This window comes from Sphingomonas albertensis, from assembly GCF_014358075.1.
Taxonomy (GTDB): Bacteria; Pseudomonadota; Alphaproteobacteria; order Sphingomonadales; family Sphingomonadaceae; genus Sphingomonas; species Sphingomonas albertensis.
In genome coordinates, this window is sequence record NZ_JACONT010000031.1 from 22,219 (window position 1) to 40,560 (window position 18,342).

Below are 18,342 nucleotides of genomic sequence, written 5' to 3' on the forward strand. Positions count from 1 at the left end.
CATGAGCGAGACCGCAACCCTCAAGGTCGACGGCAAGGATTTCGAGTATCCGGTGATGTCCGGTACGGTCGGACCCGACGTCATCGATATCCGCAAGCTATACGCGCAGACGGATAATTTCACCTACGATCCAGGTTTCACCTCGACGGCGTCGTGCCAGTCGAAGCTGACCTATATCGATGGTGACGCGGGCACGCTGCTGCACCGCGGCTACACGATCGGCGAGCTGGCCGAACAGTCGAACTTCATGGAGGTCGCGTACCTCCTGCTCAACGGCGAACTGCCGAGCGAAGACGAGCTGGCGAACTTCTCGACCACGATCACGCGCCACACGATGGTGCACGAGCAGCTCGCGCAGTTCTTCCGTGGTTTCCGCCGCGACGCGCATCCGATGGCGATCCTGTGCGGCGTCGTCGGCGCGCTGTCGGCGTTCTATCACGATTCGACCGACATCCACGATCCGGCACAGCGCGTCATCGCGTCGCACCGCCTGATCGCCAAGATGCCGACGATCGCCGCGATGGCGTACAAGTACAGCGTCGGCCAGCCGTTCGTCTATCCGGACAACACGCTGAGCTACACCGGCAATTTCCTGAAGATGACGTTCGGCGTGCCGGCCGAGAAGTACGTCGTGAACCCGATCGTCGAAAAGGCGATGGACCGCATCTTCATCCTCCACGCCGATCACGAGCAGAACGCGTCGACCTCGACCGTCCGTCTCGCCGGTTCGTCGGGCGCGAACCCGTTCGCGTGCATCGCGGCCGGCATCGCCTGCCTGTGGGGCCCCGCGCACGGCGGCGCGAACGAAGCCGCGCTCAACATGCTGCATGAGATCGGCACCGTCGACCGCATCCCCGAATACATCGCCCGCGCCAAGGACAAGAACGATCCGTTCCGCCTGATGGGCTTCGGCCACCGCGTCTACAAGAACTACGATCCGCGCGCGGCGGTGATGCAGACGACCGTCAAGGAAGTGCTCCGCGAGCTGGGCGTCACCGACCCCGTGTTCGACGTCGCGATCGAACTCGAGCGTCTGGCGCTGAGCGATCCGTACTTCATCGAGAAGAAGCTCTTCCCGAACGTCGATTTCTATTCGGGCGTGATCCTGTCGGCAATCGGCTTCCCGACCTCGATGTTCACCGTCCTCTTCGCGCTCGCCCGCACCGTCGGCTGGGTCGCGCAGTGGAACGAGATGATCACCGATCCCGACCAGAAGATCGGCCGTCCGCGCCAGCTGTACAGCGGCCCGACCGCACGTGACTACGTCCCGATGGCGTCACGCTGATGAAAACGCTCCGGCCGATCCTAATGGTCGTCGGCGCGCTCAGCGCGCTGATGGGTCTGCTCTGGATCGGTCAGGGGCTCGGTTACGTCCATTGGCCGCAGTCGAGCTTCATGCTCGACCAGCGGCCCTGGGCGGATCGCGGCGCATTCCTTGCCGCATTCGGCCTGGCATTGATTTTAGTGGCGCGCCGGATCCGCCGGTAACGTCAGCACGAACCGCGCGCCTTTGCCGGGCGCACTCTCGACCGTGAGATCCCCCTGCATCGCCCGCGCCAGACGCCGCGCGATGTACAGGCCAAGCCCGTTGCCGCCGGCCTCCGACGGATCGACCCGCTCGAACTTCTCGAAAATACGGACCTGATCCTCGGGCGCTACGCCCTTGCCCTTGTCCGCCACCACGACGACCGCATGGCTTTCGGTGCGCGTCGCGGTGACGATGACCTGCGCGCCGCGCGGCGAATAGCGCACCGCATTGCCGACCAAATTGACGAGGATCTGCAACACGCGGCGGAAATCGCCGAGCGCGGCGACCCGCATGTCGACCGGCGGTCGCGCGATCGTGACATCGGCATTTGCCGCGCGAACCGACAACAGCCCCGCTGCGCGACGCGCGACGTCGGCAAGGTCGATCGGCTCGGGCAGCAGCGTGAAATCGGGCCGCTCGACCGCCTGGAGATCGACGAGGTCATCGACCAGTTCGAGCAGATGGCGGCCCGCGCTGGCGATATCCGCCGCGTAATCGGCATAGTCGCCCTGCACCGGACCATCGGCCTGCGCATTGATGCTGTCGGCATTGGCTACGATCCGCGCGAGGGGAATGCGCAACGCCTTGTCGAGGCCACTCGTGAAGGTCGGCGAGAGCGTCGCGGTTTCGGCGGGCGGTGCGACGTCTTCGACCACCATCCGCGCCGTGCCGACGAACCCTGCGAAATCCCCCGAGGCGTCGTGACGCACGGTCGCAGTCAGCGTTACCGCCCGCCCCGAACTCCGCAGCCGCGCAGGCTGCGCCGTCATCGGCCGGCGCCGGGCGAGCGAATCGAGGATCGGCAACGTCCCGTCGGTTCCGGTATCGAGCGCGAACATCGCCGTCAGCGGCTGGCCGAGCAGCGCGAACGCGTCGAAACCATGCTTCGGCCCGGCATCCAGCGTCACGAACGTCAGCCGCAACGCCGCGTCGGTCTCCCACCGCCAATCGGTATCGCTGCCGACAAAATCATCCGGGGCACCCGGTGCAGGCCGGGTCGGACGCCACGCGGCGATCTCGCGCCAACCGCTGACCGTCAGGCGTACGTTCTCGCCGTCCGGTTGCGCGCGTACCCAAAGATCGACATCGGCTTCGTCGTCGGCAACCACCACCCCGCGCGACACGACGATGCCCAGTCGCCGCGCAAGCCGCGCGATCGTCGCGAGTTGCGGCACAGCAAGTGGCGCGCCGCGTATGCCGCCGGCACGCTGGTTGAGTGCGATCAATGCCGGGTCCGCGAACGACAGCGATCCGTCGGGCGCGACGATGCCGTGTGCGATCGGGCTTTCGGTCGATGGATCGAACAGACTCATCGCCGTTCCGTACGCGCCAGTGCGCGCAACGCCATCCGAAAATCACGGTCGAGCGCAAGCGGCGCGATCGACGCGCGCGCGTCCTCCACACCGATCGAAACGATCGCGTCGAGCGCATCGGCGAACTGCTCGATATCCCGGCGCGGATCCGCCTCCGACAGCGCGAGGCCGATTCGGGCGATCGTCGGCCGATCCATGTCGAGCGCACGTAGGGCAAGCCAAAGCCGGTCGCCCTCGGGATCGAGCGTGATCGCCCGCGCCTGATCGAACGCGATGCCCAGCGCATGCGCCAGCACCGCGACAAACAGGGAAAGCCGCCGGTCGCCGATCGATTCGACCAGCACCGCCGCCAACTCATTGGGCCGCGCATCGAGCGCCGCCGCCAGCCGTGTCGCCACCGCATCGGGCCGCTCGCCCTCGTCATGTGCCGCCAGGCTGCGCTGTGCGGCATCGGTGATCGCGCGGTCGCTCTCGCGGGTCGGCGACGTCAAGCCGTCACGGATCGCCGCGGCCACCCACCAGACCAATCGGTGGTGCAGCTCCGCGGGCAATTCGCTGCCTCCGACCGCACCCTGCTCGTTCGCCACCCGCCGCCGACTTTCGGCCGCGAGCAATGCCGATGCCGCCGACGCCACGACGCTGTCGGGCACACCGGCCAGCCGCACGAGCAGGCTCGCCTCGTCGGGTTCCGCGACCTCGACCGGTAGCGAGGCCGCGATCAGATCGTGGCGGACGCGGGCGATCAGTTCGTCCATCAGGTCTTCGTCACGCAGCAGACCCGCGCGCGTCAGGCGTTGCAGGACGGTGCCCACGCCCGCCTTCAGGATCGCCTCGCCTGCCTCGGTCGCGCCGGCACCGGCCAGCAACCGCGCCGCATGTCGCCGGATATCCCATTCGATCGCCCCAACGATCGCGCCGAGCACCTGCGCCAGCATCAGCCGCGTGCGATCGTCGATCCGTGCTTCCGCATCGAGAAAAAAATCGTCGATCGTCCCGGCCAGCCGCGTCTCGGCCCGCAGGCGCGCAGCCTCGGCGCGCTGCACTGGATCATAAGACGGCATAGCGTCTTGCATCGTTGGGCCGACCGACATGATCCCGTGCTTAGCCTCCGGTCGTTAAGGTACGCCTAAGGCGCGCGACGCAATCGCTCGATTGCCGCCGCCAGCGTAGCGGTCGCATAGACCGCCGTCATGCCCAGTCCGAACACCGGGAATCCGATCAGCGCGAACACTGCGACGAGCAGCAGATACGCCGCCGGACTGCCCCACCACAATCGCCGCTCGCGCTCAAGGATGGCGCGCTCCGCCAGTCCACCGATCGCGACCGTCGCGATACCGATCGCCAGCGCGGTATTGTCGCCTGCATAGCCGCTGAGGAAGAACGCGAAGACCAGGATCGCCGCTGCGACGACGCCAGCAATCGCAAGCGTCTGCCAGCGCGCCATCGGCGCCTCGTCGCGAAGGCCGCTCAATACCGAGCCGAGCGCCAGCGAGATGCTGCCGATCAACGCAACGAACAGCCCGATCGACGAGAACCCGAAGCCGATCGTTACCAGCCCGGCGATGCCGAGCACCAGCCCGGCCGCACCGACGCTCGTCCCCGCCGCGCCGCGATCGACCAGCAACGGCAATGCCAGCCGCGCGATTGGTGCGAGTACGAACCGATCGAACCAGCCGCGCCGTCCCGACACGATCGTCATCAGCACCGCGCGCCCGCGCTCCTCCAGCGTCCGCGCCTGACGCTCGATCCCGTGGCCGCCACGCACCGCATCGGTCGGGAGCAGGACATGGATCGCGCGCGACTGAACCGCCAGCCGCAGCAGCGACGACTGGAGATCGTAATCCTGTGGCAGTGCCGCCACCTCGGCGATCCGGCTCGAATTTAGCCGCGCGACGCCAGCCCAGGCCATCTGCCCGCCGACGCGCTCGAAGCCGGGGCCCGCATCGCTCTCCGGCACGACGAGCAGGCAATCGCCCTCCTCGCCGGCCATCGCCTTGACGATCGCCTCGGTGGTCACAAGCCCGTCGCCGAGCATCAATATGCGCGCGAGGGGGTGGAGTTTCTCGACCGCCTCGGTCGCGGAGCGCACCGTATCGACGCTCACGCCGCGCCGTCCGATGCGGTTGATCGCGCCGAGCAGTTCGGGGGTCATCCGCGCGACGACGACGATCACCTGCGATACGCCGGCTGCGATCAGCAGTCGCGCCTGGTATTCGATAAGCGTGACGCCACTGAACGGCAGGGTCGCGGCCAGACGATCGGGACGATCGTCGGCGTCGTGTATTGCAAATAATAGACCGGCAAGCATCGCAGGCTGTTAGGCGGTACACGCCGTCCTGCAAAGCCCGCGTTCGGCCGAACCGCCCTGCATCGTGGTTCGGTTCTACGTTACCGGCGATAAACCGCCAGGCCGAGGCGACTAAACCCTCCGCATCGCATCCATTATCGCAAATACGACAGGCGCTTCTGCCGATGCCGCCGCGATCATACGCCGTGTCGCCCCGCTTACCGGACGGATGTTCGCCGAACCGTCGCATCATCCGTTTTGTCGCGCGGCAATCCATGATACTTCGGCAGTTCATGAACGGGGGTTCGTCAATGATCGGGTTTCGCGCGTCGGCAGGCAATGCCCATCCCATTCGCGCGGATATCGTGATGGATCCGGTGATAGAAGATATGTCCGAAGCCGTCACCGAACCTAGTTTCGACGAGGTTTATCAAGAGCCTGCGCAAGAACGCGGACCTCTTTACGCGGGTATCGCCGTGGCTGTCGTGGTCGTCTGGCTCGCCGGCATGCTCTGGTTTGCACGCGGCTCGCTCGGCACGATCGAGCCGGTCGCTCTCGTCCAGTTCATCGCCGCTCTCTGCATCGTCCCCGCGCTCGTCGGCATCGTCTGGCTGCTCGCGATGCGTACCAGCCGTACCGAGGCCCGCCGTTTCGGTATCACCGCACAGGCGATGCGCGACGAGGCCGCGAGCCTGGAACGCACCGTCGCCGCTTTGTCGAACACGATCGACGCCAACCGCGTCCAACTCGCCCAGCAGCTCGACGCGCTGATGGCGATGGGCGGCGGGGCGACCGAACAGCTCGCCGCGATCGGCCGCGGCATGGTGTCCGAGATCGACCAGGCCGCCGCGCACGCGCGCAACCTCGCCACCTCGACTGCGGGCGCGCAGACCAGCCTCGGCGTGCTGATCGCCACCCTCCCCCGCGCGCAGGCGGATATCGACGACGTCGCCAAGCGGCTCGAACGCACCGGGCTGTCCGCGAGCGAGCATGCCGCTGCGCTCGACGCGCAGATCGTCGCGCTCGCCGAACGCGGACGCGATGCCGACACGATGGCGAGCGGCGCGGCGCAACGCCTCGCCGCGCACATCGTCCGCATGGAGGCGACCAGCCAGACCGCGGGCGCGCACCTAGAATCGGTCACCGACGGCATGTCCGGCGCGGTCGATGCGCTACTCAATCGCACCGCCGCCGCGGTCGACGAAGCCCGCAAGAGCATCGCCGCGCAGGGCGACGCGATGCTGGCGATGGTCGGCGCGAACCAGGCCGCGCTCGACAGCGCCGCCCGCGACAGCGCCGAAGCGCTCGCCCGCCGCATCGCCACCGTCGAGGACGCGATCGAACGGGTCGCGATCCGCCTCGACCTGCAACGCAACGCCGGCGAGCGGATCGTCGACGACCTCCACACCGGGCTCGGCGAAGTCGAAGCACGAATCGAAGCGCTCCACCGCCACGGCACCGAGCGCACCCAGGGCCTCGCCGCCTCGATCAGCGCGCTGGGCGGCTCCGCGGATGCGATGACCGAGGCTTTGCGTACCGGCGACGCGATGGCACACCGGACCATCACGACGACCGAAACATTGCTGGTCGCGCTCGACGCAGCAGCCCGGGAGATCGACGAGACGATGCCCGAAGCGCTTGGCCGGCTCGATTCGCATGTGCTCGCCAGCAAGAGCATCGTCGTCTCGGCGCGGCCCGAACTGCTCGCGCTCGTCACTGCGGCGGAAAGCACGCACGACGCGATCGAGGCGATCGCGGGCGTCATCGGCGAACAGCGCCAGGTGCTCGATACGTTGTCGACCGACCTGCTCAACACGCTCAACACCGGTCGCGCGAAGGCCGATGCTTTGGGGCAGATGGTCGACGAGGCGATCGGCCGCACGCAGCATTTCGCCGAAGACGCCGCGCCGCAGTTGATCGAAGCGCTCCACCGCGTCCGCGAAACCGCCGCGGTCGCGGCAGACAAGGCGCGCGAGACGCTGTCGAAGGTCATTCCCGAAGCCGCAGCCGCGCTGGGCGCCGCCAGCGCCGATGCGATGCGGCGCGCGACCAACGATACGGTGGAGCGGCAGGTTAAGGCGCTCACCGACGCCACCGATGCGGCAGTCGATGCGGCAACCGGCGCGACCGAGCGGCTGGCTCGCGAAGTCCAGGCGATCGTCGACCAGACCGCGATCGTCGAAACGCGGATCGAAGAGGCGCGGACCGAACGCGAGGACGCGGACAACGACACCTTCGCGCGCCGCGTTTCTCTGCTGATCGAATCGCTCAACTCCGCCTCGATCGACATCACCAAGGCGATCGCCCCGGAGATCTCGGACAGTGCCTGGGGCGCGTACCTCAAGGGCGACCGCGGCGTGTTCACGCGTCGCGCCGTCCGTATCCTCGACGCCAGCGAAGTCCGCGAGATAGCTGGGCTCTATGACGACGACGAGACCTTCCGCGAGATGGTCAACCGCTACATCCACGACTTCGAAGCGATGCTCCGCGCGATCCTGACGCAACGCGACGGCTCGCCGCTCGGCGTGACGTTGCTGTCGTCCGACATGGGCAAGCTGTATGTGGCACTGGCGCAGGCAATCGAACGCCTGCGCTGAACCAGACCTCAAAGGAGCTTTCGAAATGATCCAGCGTAACCGCTAACGCGGCCCTCGCCAGCGGAGCAACCCGCCGACCGGACTCATATTTCGAGGCTTACATGCCCAGACTGAATACCAAGATCTGCGTCGTCACCGGCGCAGCACGTGGCATCGGCCGCGCGATCGCCGAGCGCTTCCATGACGAAGGCGCCATCGTCATCCTTACCGACATCGACGAAACCGCCGGCGTCGAGACTGCGACGGCGATAGGCTGTCGGTTCGAAAAGCTCGACATCCGCGAAGAGGCGGATTGGCAGCGCCTGGCGGAGATCGTTCCGGTGGTCGACGTGCTCGTGAACAATGCGGGCGTAACGGGTTTCGAGCAAAGCATGGTCGCGCATGATCCCGAGCATGCAACCTTGTCGGACTGGCGCGCGGTCCATGCGGTCAACCTCGACGGCACGTTCCTCGGCTGTCGCTATGCGATCGGGGCTATGAAAGCAGCGGGCACGGGCTCGATCATCAACATCTCGTCGCGGTCGGGACTGGTCGGCATTCCCCTCGCCGCGGCCTATGCGTCGTCGAAGGCGGCGATCCGCAATCACAGCAAGACGGTGGCGCTGTATTGCGCGCAGCAGGGGTGGAAGATCCGCTGCAACTCGGTGCATCCCGCGGCGATCCTGACGCCGATCTGGGAGCCGATGCTCGGGGATGGACCGGACCGGGACGCGCGGATGGCGGCGCTGGTGGCGGATACGCCGTTGAAGCGGTTCGGGATGCCGGACGAGGTGGCCGCGGTCGCGGTGATGCTCGCGTCGGACGAGGCAACGTATATCACGGGAACGGAGATCAATATCGATGGCGGCTTGCTGGCCGGGTCAGCGGCGTCGCCGGGGTGACGGCAATCTCACGATCCTCCCCTGCAAGGGGGAGGTGGCTGGCACTTGCCAGACGGAGGGGGAGGAAAGGGATAACCTCGGTCCCGTGTCCTCCCCCTCCGTCACCTTCGGTGCCACCTCCCCCTTGCTGGGGAGGATCGTAAGGGTTCTCTCAGCGCGTGACCATGTTGCCGCGGTCGAACAGGTCGACGCTCTGCGGCGAGATCCAGCCATAGTGATAGTTCAGCTGGAACAACACGAACAACACCGTTGCCACCACCGTTACCCGCCAAGCCGTCCGCCCCGAGCGAAACTCGTGCGGCGCGCTCTCGGCTTGACCGGGAACGTGTTCCCCCCCGACTTCACGCGTCGTCTTCACGCCGAATGGCAGGACCAGAAACACCGAGAACGACCAGAACAGGACGTAGATCGCGAGTGCCGAGGTCCAGCGCACCCGATCAGCCCTCGATCAGCAGCACGTCGACGATCGGCTGCTTGCCGGTCCAGCGCTTGGCGACCTTGCGCACCGCGAGACGGATCTGCTCGCGCATCTTCTCGCTCTCGCGCTTGCCGCCCCGCACCGTGTCGGCCGCTGCCTGCACTGCATCGGCGATAAACGCCGCACGGTCTTCCTCGACCGGCACACCCTGCACGCGAACCTGCGGCTGGCCGACCATCCGGCCGTCCTTGCCGAGCGCGACACCGACCGAAATCTGGCCGTTGATCGCCAGCTTCCGCCGCTCGCTCAGCGTCGCGCCGTCCGCCGGGAGGATCACATCACCGTCGAGCACGAGACGCCCGACCGTCGCGTTGCCGATCTTCGCCGGGCCCTTGGGCGCCAGACGGATGATGTCGCCGTTGCTCTGCACGATAGCGCGCGGAATGCCCTGCTCGAGACCGAAGCGCGCATGCTCCATCATGTGGCGCATCTCGCCGTGCGTCGGCACGAGCACTTCGGGCCGCAGCCAGTCATACATCTGCGCGAGTTCAGGCTGACCCGGGTGACCCGAAACATGGACGTGCGCCTGGCGCTCGGTGATCATGCGGATGCCCTTGGCCGCCAGCGTGTTCTGGATGCGACCGATCTGGACCTCGTTGCCCGGGATCTGCTTCGACGAGAAGATCACCGTGTCGTCGGCCTCGAGCGTGATCGTGTGCTGGCCATTGGCGACACGTGCGAGCGCCGCGCGCTCCTCGCCCTGGCCACCGGTGGCGATGATCAGCACCTTGTTCTTGGGCAGGCGCATCGCCTCGTCGGGGCTGATCGTATCGGGGAAATCCTTCAGATAGCCCGTCGCGCGCGCCACCTTGATGATCCGGTCGAGCGAACGCCCGGTCACGCACAGCTTGCGCCCGGTTTCCTTGGCGACTTCGCCGAACGTGTGCAGACGCGCGGCGTTCGACGCGAAGCTGGTGATCATCACGCGGCCCTTGGCCTTGGTGACCTCCTCGAACAGACCCTTCCGCACGGTGCTCTCGCTGCCCGATGCGGTGATGTTGAAGATGTTGGTCGAATCGCAGACCAGCACGTCGACGCCCTTGTCGCCGATCGCCATGAAGCCCTCGGGCGTCGTCGGATTGCCGATCACCGGGTTCTTGTCGAGCTTCCAGTCACCGGTGTGGAACACGCGACCGTAAGGCGTATCGATCAGCAGCGCGTTCGCCTCGGGGATCGAATGCGACATCTCGACGAAGGTGAAGCCGAATGGCCCGAGCTGGAAATTGCCGCCCATCGGGATCATCTTGAGCTTCACGCGGTTGGCGATGCCCTCTTCCTCGAGCTTGCCGCGGATCAGGCCCATCGTGAACGGCGTCGCGTAGATCGGCACGCCGAGGTCTTCGGCGAGATACGGCAGCGAGCCGATATGATCCTCATGGCCGTGCGTGATGACGATACCAAGAAGGTCGTCGATCCGGTCCTCGATAAAGGACAGGTCGGGCAGGATCACGTCGACGCCGGGATATTGCGGATCGGCGAAGGTGATGCCGAGATCGACCATCACCCACTTGCCCTGGCAGCCGTACAGGTTGACGTTCATGCCGATTTCGCCGGAGCCGCCAAGGCCACAGAAAAGGAGTTCGTTCTTCGGAGTCATTGATTACTTTCAGGATTATACAGGAATATGGCCCGCAGGCCGGTCGGCGCGAGCCCAATGGCCCTAGATATGGTGACGATCCCACATCATCGCCAGCCCCTGGATCGTCAGGTCGGCTTCGATGACGTCGAACACGTCGGTCTGTTTCTCGAATAATGTCGCAAGCCCGCCGGTAGCGACGACCTTCACGGGACGGCCGATCTCGCGTTTCATCCGCGCGACCAGCCCCTCGATCATCGCGACATAGCCCCAATAGATGCCGATGTGCATCTGCGAGACGGTGTTGAGGCCGATCACGCTGGTATCGGTCGGTGCCTCGATCGCGATCCGTGGGAGTTTCGCCGCGGCGGTGACCAGTGCGTCGAGCGACAGGTTGATCCCCGGCGCAATGATCCCGCCCTTGTACGCGCCGCTATAGTCGACGACGTCGAAGGTGGTGGCGGTGCCGAAGTCGATGACGATCAGGTCGCCGGGATGCAGCGCATGCGCGGCGATCGTATTGACTGCACGATCGGCGCCCAGCGAGGCAGGCTCGTCGACGTCGATCGCGATGCCCCATTCGACCGGCGCATGGCCGGCGACCAGCGCCTCGGTGTTGAAGTATTTCGACGCGAGCACCTGCAGATTGTGAAGTGCGCGGGGGACGACGGTGGCGACGATGACGCCCTCGACCGCAGTGCGATCGTGGCCGCCGAGCTGCATCAGCTGGCTCAGCCACACCGCATACTCGTCAGCCGTCCGCCGCGGATCGGTCGCGATCCGCCAACGCGCGACGATCTCGCCGCTCTCGACGAGCGCGAACACGACATTGGTATTGCCGGCATCGATCGCGAGCAGCATCAGCGGGGCCTCAAAGCAGGAAGACGTCGGCAGCGTGAATGACACGCCGCTCGCCAGACGCCAAGCGGAGGATCAGCGCGCCATCGGTGTCGAGCCCGACGAACAGGCCATCGATCCCGCTGCCGTCGGGAAGGCGAGCGGTCAGCGCTGTGCCCGCCGGGTGTGCGCAATCGACCCAACGCTCGCGAACCGGCGCGATCCCCTCGGTGCGCCAGCGGCCGATCCAGCGCGCAAAACTGTCGGTGAGAATGTCGAGGAACATCGCCGGATCGACCAGCACGCCGTGCGCGGCGAGATCGGTGGTCGCACGGTCGGGCAGATCGGGATGATGCGCGATGTTGACGCCGTAGCCGACGATTACCGCGTCATCCGCGCGTTCAAGCAGGATGCCCGACAGCTTGGCATCCGCGAGCAGCAGGTCGTTGGGCCATTTCAGAACCAGCGTCTCGCTCGCATCGGTCGTGCCCTGGCAGATCCCGGCGACGAGGAACGTCGACACGGTTTCCTGCAATGCAACCGCAGCGACCAGCGCGAGGCTGGCAGCCGGCGGATCGTTCGGTCGCAACCGAACCAGCGTGCTGGCGTAGAGGTTACCCTCGGGCGACGACCATTCGCGCCCGAGCCGCCCCCGCCCCGCCGTCTGCCGGATTGCGCGCAACCAGAGACCGTCTTCGGCACCGCCGCGTGCAAGCTCCAGCAGGTCGGCGTTGGTCGATCCTGTCTCCGCGACGGTGCGGATGATGCTCAGAACAGCGCCCGTGCGGCCGCCATCGTCCACGCGCCGAGCACGGGGATGAGGAGGTAGCCGGCTGGCGACACGAACACGGCGGCGATGGCAATCAGGCCACCCTCGACCTTGCTCTCCATCGGCGCGAACGCCGGAGCGGGGTCGTCGAAGTACATCGTCTTCACCACGCGCAGATAGTAATACGCGCCGATCACCGAGGCGGCGATGCCGACCACCGCCAGCGGGAACAGCCTGGCGTCAACCGCTGCACTGAACACCGCGAACTTCGCGTAGAAGCCGAAGAGTGGCGGAATGCCGGCGAGGCTGAACATGAAGATCGCCAGTGCCGCTGCCAGGGCAGGCCGCGTCCGCGACATGCCGGCGAGGCTATCGATCGTCTCGACCGGCTGCCCGTCGTCACCACGCATCTGCAGCACGACCAGGAACGAGCCGAGCGTCATAGCGACGTAGATCGTCAGGTACATCAGTACGCCCGACACGCCTTCCGGCGTTCCCGCCGCAAGACCGATCAGCGCGAAGCCGACATTGTTGATCGACGAGTATGCGAGCAGGCGCTTGATGTTGGTCTGGCCGATCGCCGCGACCGCACCAAGGATGATCGAGGCGAGTGCAGCGAAGATCACGATCTGGCGCCACTGGTCGGTCGCCGGGCCCATCGCATCGACCGCCACGCGGACGCACAGAGCAAGCGCTGCGACCTTGGGGGCGGACGCGAAGAACGCGGTGACCGGGGTCGGTGCGCCCTCGTACACGTCGGGCGTCCACATGTGGAACGGCACGGCGCTGATCTTGAACGCGAGCCCTGCGAACACGAACACCAGACCGAACAGCAGGCCGAGCGACTTGGTGCCCGCATAGGCTTCCGAGATGCCCGAGAACAACGTCGTGCCGCTGAACCCGTAGACCAGCGAGATGCCGTACAGCAGGATGCCGCTGGCGAGCGCGCCGAGCACGAAATACTTCAGACCGGCTTCCGCCGAACGCCCGTCGCGCCGCATGAAGCTGGCTAGAACATAGGCCGCAAGGCTCTGGAGTTCGAGACCGACGTACAGCGTCAGCATGTCGGTGGCCGAGACCATGATCCCCATGCCACATGCCGACAACAGGATCAGCACCGGATATTCCGGACGCAGATCGTCGCCGTGCGTGCGCGAGAAGAAGCTCGGCGCCATGACGATCGCGACCGCCGAGGCGATGTAGATCAGCACCTTGGCGAACGCGCCGAACGCGTCTGCGCGGTACAGGCCGTCGAACGCATAGCCACCCGACGAGGCCGGACCGACCAATGCGATCCCTGCCCCGACAAGTACGAAGACAGCGGCGATCGAGACGGCGCGCGTGGACTTGTCCCCGCCCCAGGCCGAGACGAGCATCAGGGCGATCGCACCCAACGCCAGCACCAGTTCGGGCAGCGTCATTGCGATGTTAGCGGCGTAATCCATCAGTGTGCCTCCCCGTGCGCGGCACTATGGACGGTTGCGGCGGGCTTCCCCGCAGTTGGGTTGGAATCGCTCGCCGGCTTGGCGCGATCGACACGGGCGAGAAGCACGCCCACGTCCTTGCGCATCGGAGCCAGGAAGCTCTCGGGATACACGCCCATCCACAGCACGACGGCGGCGATCGGTGCGAGCAGCCACATCTCGCGGCCCGACAGGTCGACCATCGCGCGGACATCGTCCGCCTTGATCTCGCCGAACACGACGCGACGGTACAGGAACAGCATGTATGCGGCGCCCAGGATGATGCTCGTCGTGCAGAGCAGCGCGGTCCAGGTCGAGACCTGATACGTGCCCATCAGCGACAGGAACTCGGCGACGAAGCCGCTGGTACCTGGGAGGCCGATCGAGGCCATCGTGAAGAACAGGAAGAAGATCGCGTATTTCGGCATGTTGATCGCGAGGCCACCATAGCGCGAGATCTCGCGGGTATGGAGCTGATCGTAGATCACGCCGACGCACAGGAACAACGCACCCGATACCAGGCCGTGGCTCAGCATCATGATCATCGCGCCCTCGATGCCCTGCCGGTTAAACGCGAACAGGCCGATCGTGACGATCGCCATATGCGCGACCGACGAATAGGCGATCAGCTTCTTCATGTCCGACTGCACGAGCGCGACGAGCGACGTGTAGATCACCGCGACCGCCGACAGGCCGAAGATCAGCCAGGTCAGCTGGCCCGACGCTTCGGGGAACATCGGCAGCAGGAAGCGCAGGAAGCCGTATCCGCCAAGCTTCAGCAGCACGCCCGCCAGGATGACCGACCCTGCAGTCGGCGCCTGGACGTGCGCGTCGGGCAACCAGGTGTGGACCGGCCACATCGGCATCTTGACCGCGAACGACGCGAAGAACGCCAGCCACAGCCACGTCTGCACGTGCGCCGGGAAGTCGTAGTTCATCAGCGCCGGGATGCTTGTCGTGCCCGCGGTCTTCGCCATGTACAGCATCGCAATGAACATCAGGACCGAGCCGAGCAGCGTGTACAGGAAGAACTTGTACGACGCGTAGATCCGGTTCGCGCCGCCCCAGATGCCGATGATCAGGTACATCGGGATCAGGCCGGCTTCGAAGAACACGTAGAACAGGAACAGGTCCTGCGCCGCAAACGTGCCGATCATCAGCACTTCGGTGAACAGGAACGCCGCCATGTATTCCGGCACGCGGGTCGTGATCGAGCGCCAGCTGGCGCCGATGCAGATCGGCATCAGGAACACGCTGAGCATGATCAGCATCAACGCGAAGCCGTCGATGCCGAGCGACCAGCCGAACGGGCCGAAGATGCCGGGGGCATGCTCGACGAACTGCCACTGCGCGCCGCCGATGTCGTAGTTCATCCACAGCATGATGCCGAGAACGAAGTCGATCAGCGTCGCCGCCAGCGCGAGCATCCGCGCGGTGTTCGCCGAGACGAACAGGCACGCGATGGCCGCGATCATCGGGACCGCGATCAGGACGGAGAGGATAGGAAAGCCGGTCATTACAGTCCGATCGCCCAGGTTACGGCTGCGGTCAGCCCGATCAGCATGACGAAGGCATAGGTGTAGAGGTATCCCGTCTGGAAGCGGTTGGCGACGCGGCTACCGATCTGGACGACCCATGTCGCGCCGTCGGGCCCGAACCGGTTGATCGTCTTCTCATCACCGCGGTGCCACAGGAAGCGGCCGATCGCGAACGCAGGGCGGACGAAGATCAGGTCGTAGAGCTCATCGAAATACCACTTATGCAGCAGAAAGTCGTAGAGCACGCCGAACTGTTCGACGACCTTGGCCGGGAACGTCGGTGCCTTGATATAGGCGTACCAGGCGGTCAGCAGGCCGAGCAGCATCGCGATCGTCGCCGACAGTTTGATCAGCAACGGCACGCCGTGCATCTCGTGCATCAGATGCTCGCGGAACGCGAGCGCGCCCTTCCAGAACTCTTCGCCTGCGGTCGGCTCGATAAAGAAGCCGTGGAACACGAAGCCGGCGAGGACTGCACCGACCGACAGCACGATCAGCGGGATCAGCATCGGCAGCGGGCTCTCGTGCGGGTGATATCCGCCGTCGCCTTCGGCCGGGGCATGCTGCGCATCATGATGACCGTGCGGCGCATGCCCCGCGTCCTCGGCCTGAGCCGGGTTCGCATGGTGACCGTCGACATGATGCGCGTCGCCGTGGTCATGACCATGAGCATCGTGGAGCGCATGCTGGATGTGCTCCGACGCAGCCCAGCGCGGCTTGCCCCAGAAGGTCAGGAACATCACGCGCCACGAATAGAAGCTGGTCAGCAACGCGACGAGCACGCCGACGAACCACACGCCCGGCTGACCCGCAGCCCAGCTCGCCTCGATGATCGCATCCTTCGAATGGAAGCCGGCGAACCCGATCGCGGTGTTGCCGAAGATGCCGGGAATACCGACGCCGGTGATCGCGAGCGTGCCCGCCATCATCGCCCAGAACGTCACCGGGATCTTCTTACGTAGGCCGCCATAATAGCGCATGTCCTGCTCGTGGTGCATCGCATGGATGACCGAGCCGGCGCCAAGGAACAGCAACGCCTTGAAGAACGCGTGCGTGAACAGGTGGAACATCGCCGCGCCGTACGCGCCGACACCGGCCGCGAAGAACATGTAGCCGAGCTGCGAACAGGTCGAATACGCGATCACGCGCTTGATGTCGGTCTGGACGAGGCCACAGGTGGCGGCGAACAGACAGGTCGCGGCACCGACCGAGGTGACCACGGTCAGCGCGACCGGGCTCATCTCGAACATCGGCGACAGGCGGCACACCATGAAGACGCCGGCGGTGACCATCGTCGCCGCGTGGATCAGCGCCGACACCGGGGTCGGGCCTTCCATCGCGTCCGGCAACCAGGTGTGCAGGCCGAGCTGCGCCGATTTTCCCATCGCGCCGACGAATAGCAACAGGCAGAGCACCGTCATCGTGTCGAAGCGGTAGCCGAGGAAGCCGAGCGTCGAGCCCGCCATGCCGGGAGCCGCCGCGAGGATTTCGGGGATTGAGACGGTGCCGAACACCAGGAACGTGCCGAAGATACCGAGCATGAAGCCAAGATCGCCGACGCGGTTGACGACGAACGCCTTGATCGCGGCTGCACTTGCCGACGGCTTGCGGAACCAGAACCCGATCAGGAGGTAGGATGCGAGACCCACGCCTTCCCAGCCGAAGAACATCTGGACGAGGTTGTTGGCCGTCACGAGCATCAGCATCGCGAAGGTGAACAGCGACAGATACGCGAAGAAGCGCGGCTGGTCGGGATCCTCGTCCATATAACCCCAGCTATACAGGTGGACGAGCGCCGAGACCGACGTGACGACGACGAGCATCACCGCGGTCAGAGCATCGACGCGCAGTGACCACGCGACGTTCATGTCGCCGGAGTGAATGAAGTCGAGCAGCGGCGCGACGGTCGCCGTGCTGGTGCCCGAGAGGAAGCCGATGAAGATCGGCCAGGACAACAGGCACGACGCGAACAGCGCAGCCGTGGTGACGAGTTTCGCCGGCACGTTGCCGATCGCGCGATTGCCGAACCCGGCAACGATCGCGGCCAGTAACGGCAGGAAGACGATAAGCTGGATCAACCGTATTACCCCTTCATCCGGTTGACGTCGTCGACCGCGATGGTGCCGCGACCGCGGAAATAGATCACGAGAATGGCAAGGCCGATCGCGGCTTCACCCGCGGCGACCGTCAGCACGAACATCGCGAACACCTGTCCGACGAGGTCGTGGAGGAACGCCGAGAACGCGACGAGATTGATGTTCACCGCCAGCAGGATCAGCTCGATCGCCATCAGGATGACGATGAGGTTCTTGCGGTTCAGGAAGATGCCGAGCACCCCCATCGTGAACAGGATCGCCGCGACGACCAGATAATGGACGAGACCGATCGTCACAGTTCGACTCCCTGCCCGACGACCGGGCTCGTGTTGCGCGTGGCATCCTGCGGACGACGCGCGTTCTGGCGGCTGATGTTCTGCGCCTTGACGCCGCCACGCTGGCGGTGGGTCAGCACGATCGCGCCGATCATCGCGACCAGCAGCACCAGGCCGGCACCCTCGAACACGAACAGATAGCGCGTGTAGAGCAGGTTACCGATCGCCTGGATGTTGGGCACGGTGTCGTCGATCGGTGCGGCACGACGTGCGAGCTGGATCGGGCCGGTGCTCCATGCGCCGATCGCGATCATCACCTCGGCGGCGAGTGCGACGGCAAGCGCGAGGCCGATCCCGAAATACCGGGCGACGCCTGCACGAAGCTCGGTGAAGTCGATGTCGAGCATCATGACCACGAACAGGAACAGCACCGCGACCGCGCCGACATAGACGATGACGAGCAGCATCGCGATGAACTCGGCACCGACCAGGATCATGAGGCCGGCCGCGTTGAAGAACGCGAGGATGAGCCACATCACCGAATGAACCGGGTTGCGCGACGCGATCGTCAGCGCGCCCGACAGGACGACGACGAAGGCGAAGAGGTAAAAGGCTAAGGCCTGAATCATGAGGTCCTCGTCACCCCAGCGAACGCTGGGGTCTCAAGCCGCGCGGGCGCGCTCTGAAACGGGGAGATCCCAGCC

The 18,342-nt window shown here is 65.7% G+C and carries 16 protein-coding genes; 4 read left to right on the forward strand and 12 right to left on the reverse strand.

Translation table 11 applies throughout. The annotated features are described in order from the left end of the window. The first annotated feature begins 1 nt into the window (after window position 1). Both H8S47_RS13725 and H8S47_RS13730 read left to right on the forward strand, forming a co-directional pair. Window positions 2-1,285, forward strand: a complete 1,284-nt coding sequence (locus tag H8S47_RS13725) for a citrate synthase (RefSeq protein WP_187504402.1) — start codon at window positions 2-4, stop codon at window positions 1,283-1,285. Beyond that, complete coding sequence (locus tag H8S47_RS13730; protein ID WP_187504403.1) at window positions 1,285-1,488, forward strand: hypothetical protein; 204 nt, start codon at window positions 1,285-1,287, stop codon at window positions 1,486-1,488. The genes H8S47_RS13725 and H8S47_RS13730 overlap by 1 nt, the downstream gene beginning before the upstream one ends. On the opposite strand, the gene H8S47_RS13735 is transcribed toward H8S47_RS13730, so the two are convergent. From H8S47_RS13735 to H8S47_RS13745, 3 genes are read right to left on the reverse strand one after another with little or no spacing between them, the layout of a single operon-like run. Beyond that, on the reverse strand, window positions 1,462-2,841 hold the full coding sequence (locus tag H8S47_RS13735; RefSeq protein ID WP_187504404.1) for a sensor histidine kinase: 1,380 nt from the start codon (window positions 2,839-2,841) through the stop codon (window positions 1,462-1,464). The genes H8S47_RS13730 and H8S47_RS13735 overlap by 27 nt on opposite strands. Then, window positions 2,838-3,914: a DUF2336 domain-containing protein gene (locus H8S47_RS13740; protein WP_235982890.1), complete on the reverse strand. Its 1,077-nt coding sequence runs from the start codon at window positions 3,912-3,914 to the stop codon at window positions 2,838-2,840. Before H8S47_RS13740 ends, H8S47_RS13735 begins: the two co-directional genes overlap by 4 nt. A gap of 53 nt (window positions 3,915-3,967) precedes the next feature. Then, window positions 3,968-5,149, reverse strand: a complete 1,182-nt coding sequence (locus H8S47_RS13745) for a hypothetical protein (RefSeq protein ID WP_187504406.1) — start codon at window positions 5,147-5,149, stop codon at window positions 3,968-3,970. 290 nt (window positions 5,150-5,439) lie between these two features. Here H8S47_RS13745 and H8S47_RS13750 point away from each other — a divergent pair, with 290 nt between their 5' ends. Together H8S47_RS13750 and H8S47_RS13755 are read left to right on the forward strand one after the other, a co-directional pair. Beyond that, window positions 5,440-7,725: a coiled-coil domain-containing protein gene (locus H8S47_RS13750; RefSeq protein WP_235982892.1), complete on the forward strand. Its 2,286-nt coding sequence runs from the start codon at window positions 5,440-5,442 to the stop codon at window positions 7,723-7,725. Window positions 7,726-7,826: 101 nt separating this feature from the next. After that, window positions 7,827-8,606 carry an SDR family oxidoreductase gene (locus H8S47_RS13755; RefSeq protein WP_187504408.1) on the forward strand — a complete coding sequence of 260 codons (780 nt, stop codon included), beginning with the start codon at window positions 7,827-7,829 and terminating at the stop codon, window positions 8,604-8,606. A 151-nt stretch (window positions 8,607-8,757) separates the two neighbouring features. Here H8S47_RS13755 and H8S47_RS13760 read toward each other — a convergent pair whose 3' ends face one another. The 9 genes from H8S47_RS13760 to H8S47_RS13800 form a co-directional block, all read right to left on the reverse strand. Continuing rightward, window positions 8,758-9,039 carry a DUF1467 family protein gene (locus H8S47_RS13760; RefSeq protein WP_187504409.1) on the reverse strand — a complete coding sequence of 94 codons (282 nt, stop codon included), beginning with the start codon at window positions 9,037-9,039 and terminating at the stop codon, window positions 8,758-8,760. 4 nt (window positions 9,040-9,043) lie between these two features. Further along, window positions 9,044-10,681: a ribonuclease J gene (locus tag H8S47_RS13765; protein WP_187504410.1), complete on the reverse strand. Its 1,638-nt coding sequence runs from the start codon at window positions 10,679-10,681 to the stop codon at window positions 9,044-9,046. A 63-nt stretch (window positions 10,682-10,744) separates the two neighbouring features. Beyond that, window positions 10,745-11,521, reverse strand: coding sequence for a type III pantothenate kinase (locus H8S47_RS13770; RefSeq protein ID WP_187504411.1), 777 nt, complete (start codon window positions 11,519-11,521; stop codon window positions 10,745-10,747). Between the two features lie 10 nt (window positions 11,522-11,531). Further along, window positions 11,532-12,263 (reverse strand): biotin--[acetyl-CoA-carboxylase] ligase, encoded by a 732-nt coding sequence (locus H8S47_RS13775; protein ID WP_187504419.1) that lies wholly within the window; start codon window positions 12,261-12,263, stop codon window positions 11,532-11,534. Between the two features lie 2 nt (window positions 12,264-12,265). After that, on the reverse strand, window positions 12,266-13,711 hold the full coding sequence (nuoN, locus tag H8S47_RS13780; RefSeq protein WP_187504412.1) for an NADH-quinone oxidoreductase subunit NuoN: 1,446 nt from the start codon (window positions 13,709-13,711) through the stop codon (window positions 12,266-12,268). Next, the gene (locus tag H8S47_RS13785; protein WP_187504413.1) at window positions 13,711-15,246 is read right to left on the reverse strand and encodes an NADH-quinone oxidoreductase subunit M; all 1,536 of its coding nucleotides are present in this window, start codon (window positions 15,244-15,246) and stop codon (window positions 13,711-13,713) included. The genes nuoN and H8S47_RS13785 overlap by 1 nt, the downstream gene beginning before the upstream one ends. Then, a complete protein-coding gene (nuoL, locus tag H8S47_RS13790; RefSeq protein ID WP_187504414.1) occupies window positions 15,246-17,345 on the reverse strand; it encodes an NADH-quinone oxidoreductase subunit L in 2,100 nt (699 codons plus the stop codon). Before nuoL ends, H8S47_RS13785 begins: the two co-directional genes overlap by 1 nt. 5 nt (window positions 17,346-17,350) lie before the next feature. Further along, complete coding sequence (nuoK, locus tag H8S47_RS13795) at window positions 17,351-17,659, reverse strand: NADH-quinone oxidoreductase subunit NuoK (protein ID WP_082441002.1); 309 nt, start codon at window positions 17,657-17,659, stop codon at window positions 17,351-17,353. Continuing rightward, on the reverse strand, window positions 17,656-18,267 hold the full coding sequence (locus H8S47_RS13800; RefSeq protein WP_056048540.1) for an NADH-quinone oxidoreductase subunit J: 612 nt from the start codon (window positions 18,265-18,267) through the stop codon (window positions 17,656-17,658). The genes nuoK and H8S47_RS13800 overlap by 4 nt, the downstream gene beginning before the upstream one ends. Window positions 18,268-18,342: the final 75 nt, after the last annotated feature.

Excerpts from the sequence above, each read along its gene's own strand:
- H8S47_RS13725 (WP_187504402.1), top strand. The coding sequence starts at position 2 with ATGAGCGAGACCGCAACCCTCAAGGTCGACGGCAAGGATTTCGAGTAT.
- H8S47_RS13730 (WP_187504403.1), top strand. The coding sequence starts at position 1,285 with ATGAAAACGCTCCGGCCGATCCTAATGGTCGTCGGCGCGCTCAGCGCG.
- H8S47_RS13735 (WP_187504404.1), bottom strand. The coding sequence starts at position 2,841 with ATGAGTCTGTTCGATCCATCGACCGAAAGCCCGATCGCACACGGCATC.
- H8S47_RS13740 (WP_235982890.1), bottom strand. The coding sequence starts at position 3,914 with ATGCAAGACGCTATGCCGTCTTATGATCCAGTGCAGCGCGCCGAGGCT.
- H8S47_RS13745 (WP_187504406.1), bottom strand. The coding sequence starts at position 5,149 with ATGCTTGCCGGTCTATTATTTGCAATACACGACGCCGACGATCGTCCC.
- H8S47_RS13750 (WP_235982892.1), top strand. The coding sequence starts at position 5,440 with ATGATCGGGTTTCGCGCGTCGGCAGGCAATGCCCATCCCATTCGCGCG.
- H8S47_RS13755 (WP_187504408.1), top strand. The coding sequence starts at position 7,827 with ATGCCCAGACTGAATACCAAGATCTGCGTCGTCACCGGCGCAGCACGT.
- H8S47_RS13765 (WP_187504410.1), bottom strand. The coding sequence starts at position 10,681 with ATGACTCCGAAGAACGAACTCCTTTTCTGTGGCCTTGGCGGCTCCGGC.
- H8S47_RS13770 (WP_187504411.1), bottom strand. The coding sequence starts at position 11,521 with ATGCTGCTCGCGATCGATGCCGGCAATACCAATGTCGTGTTCGCGCTC.
- nuoN (WP_187504412.1), bottom strand. The coding sequence starts at position 13,711 with ATGGATTACGCCGCTAACATCGCAATGACGCTGCCCGAACTGGTGCTG.
- H8S47_RS13785 (WP_187504413.1), bottom strand. The coding sequence starts at position 15,246 with ATGACCGGCTTTCCTATCCTCTCCGTCCTGATCGCGGTCCCGATGATC.
- H8S47_RS13800 (WP_056048540.1), bottom strand. The coding sequence starts at position 18,267 with ATGATTCAGGCCTTAGCCTTTTACCTCTTCGCCTTCGTCGTCGTCCTG.